The 2,552-nt window shown below is 58.3% G+C and carries 2 rRNA genes (1 of these 2 running past the window's edge); both read right to left on the bottom strand.

Features of this window, described 5'->3' with window-relative positions:
- A 23S ribosomal RNA gene (locus ACFYU0_RS35360) occupies nt 1-717 on the bottom strand (it extends 2,505 nt beyond the left edge of the window).
- A gap of 304 nt (nt 718-1,021) precedes the next feature.
- A 16S ribosomal RNA gene (locus ACFYU0_RS35355) occupies nt 1,022-2,547 on the bottom strand.
- Together the 16S and 23S rRNA genes form the textbook arrangement of a ribosomal RNA operon.
- Nucleotides 2,548-2,552 lie beyond the last annotated feature (5 nt).

Here is a 2,552-nt window from a genome sequence, read left to right as displayed (position 1 = left end):
ACCCGGGTTAACCTCGCAACACACCGCAAACTCGCAGGCTCATTCTTCAAAAGGCACGCAGTCACGAGAACAAGGCAAGCCTTGTTCCGACGCTCCCACGGCTTGTAGGCACACGGTTTCAGGTACTATTTCACTCCGCTCCCGCGGTACTTTTCACCATTCCCTCACGGTACTATCCGCTATCGGTCACCAGGGAATATTTAGGCTTAGCGGGTGGTCCCGCCAGATTCACACGGGATTTCTCGGGCCCCGTGCTACTTGGGTGTCTCTCAAACGAGCCGCTGACGTTTCGACTACGGGGGTCTTACCCTCTACGCCGGACCTTTCGCATGTCCTTCGCCTACATCAACGGTTTCTGACTCGTCCTGTCGCCGGCAGACGACAGAAGAGAGATCCCACAACCCCGCATGCGCAACCCCTGCCGGGTCTCACACGCATACGGTTTGGCCTCATCCGGTTTCGCTCGCCACTACTCCCGGAATCACGGTTGTTTTCTCTTCCTGAGGGTACTGAGATGTTTCACTTCCCCTCGTTCCCTCCACACTGCCTATGTGTTCAGCAGCGGGTGACAGCCCATGACGACTGCCGGGTTTCCCCATTCGGAAACCCCCGGATCAAAGCCTGGTTGACGACTCCCCGGGGACTATCGTGGCCTCCCACGTCCTTCATCGGTTCCTGGTGCCAAGGCATCCACCGTGCGCCCTTAAAAACTTGGCCACAGATGCTCGCGTCCACTGTGCAGTTCTCAAACAACGACCAGCCACCCATCACCCCCGGAAGTATCCGGAGTGCACTGGGGCCGGCGACTGAGGAGAAGTTCATTCCCTCAGACACCCAACAGCGTGCCCAGCCGGCTTCCGCCCGGAGATCATGCGTTCCACGCTCTTACGAGCAGTACTAGCAGCCTCCGACCCGAGAAACCGGCCGAATAATCAACGTTCCACCCATGAGCAACCAGCATCAGACATTCGCTGATGTACTGGCCTCTGACCGGGCAAGCCCGGTAAGAAGTGCTCCTTAGAAAGGAGGTGATCCAGCCGCACCTTCCGGTACGGCTACCTTGTTACGACTTCGTCCCAATCGCTAGTCCCACCTTCGACAGCTCCCTCCCACAAGGGGTTGGGCCACCGGCTTCGGGTGTTACCAACTTTCGTGACGTGACGGGCGGTGTGTACAAGGCCCGGGAACGTATTCACCGCAGCAATGCTGATCTGCGATTACTAGCAACTCCGACTTCATGGGGTCGAGTTGCAGACCCCAATCCGAACTGAGACCGGCTTTTTGAGATTCGCTCCACCTCACGGTTTCGCAGCTCATTGTACCGGCCATTGTAGCACGTGTGCAGCCCAAGACATAAGGGGCATGATGACTTGACGTCGTCCCCACCTTCCTCCGAGTTGACCCCGGCGGTCTCCTGTGAGTCCCCATCACCCCGAAGGGCATGCTGGCAACACAGGACAAGGGTTGCGCTCGTTGCGGGACTTAACCCAACATCTCACGACACGAGCTGACGACAGCCATGCACCACCTGTACACCGACCACAAGGGGGCGCCTGTCTCCAGACGTTTCCGGTGTATGTCAAGCCTTGGTAAGGTTCTTCGCGTTGCGTCGAATTAAGCCACATGCTCCGCTGCTTGTGCGGGCCCCCGTCAATTCCTTTGAGTTTTAGCCTTGCGGCCGTACTCCCCAGGCGGGGAACTTAATGCGTTAGCTGCGGCACCGACGACGTGGAATGTCGCCAACACCTAGTTCCCACCGTTTACGGCGTGGACTACCAGGGTATCTAATCCTGTTCGCTCCCCACGCTTTCGCTCCTCAGCGTCAGTAATGGCCCAGAGATCCGCCTTCGCCACCGGTGTTCCTCCTGATATCTGCGCATTTCACCGCTACACCAGGAATTCCGATCTCCCCTACCACACTCTAGCTAGCCCGTATCGAATGCAGACCCGGGGTTAAGCCCCGGGCTTTCACACCCGACGTGACAAGCCGCCTACGAGCTCTTTACGCCCAATAATTCCGGACAACGCTTGCGCCCTACGTATTACCGCGGCTGCTGGCACGTAGTTAGCCGGCGCTTCTTCTGCAGGTACCGTCACTTTCGCTTCTTCCCTGCTGAAAGAGGTTTACAACCCGAAGGCCGTCATCCCTCACGCGGCGTCGCTGCATCAGGCTTTCGCCCATTGTGCAATATTCCCCACTGCTGCCTCCCGTAGGAGTCTGGGCCGTGTCTCAGTCCCAGTGTGGCCGGTCGCCCTCTCAGGCCGGCTACCCGTCGTCGCCTTGGTGAGCCATTACCTCACCAACAAGCTGATAGGCCGCGGGCTCATCCTTCACCGCCGGAGCTTTCGACCCCTGCAGATGCCTGCAGGAGTGATATCCGGTATTAGACCCCGTTTCCAGGGCTTGTCCCAGAGTGAAGGGCAGATTGCCCACGTGTTACTCACCCGTTCGCCACTAATCCCCACCGAAGTGGTTCATCGTTCGACTTGCATGTGTTAAGCACGCCGCCAGCGTTCGTCCTGAGCCAGGATCAAACTCTCCGTGAATGTTT

It is taken from the genome of Streptomyces sp. NPDC003720, assembly GCF_042875075.1.
Classification (GTDB): domain Bacteria; phylum Actinomycetota; class Actinomycetes; order Streptomycetales; family Streptomycetaceae; genus Streptomyces.
The sequence above is the reverse complement of the archived record's forward strand: the minus strand, read 5'-3'. Positions and strand labels throughout refer to the sequence as shown.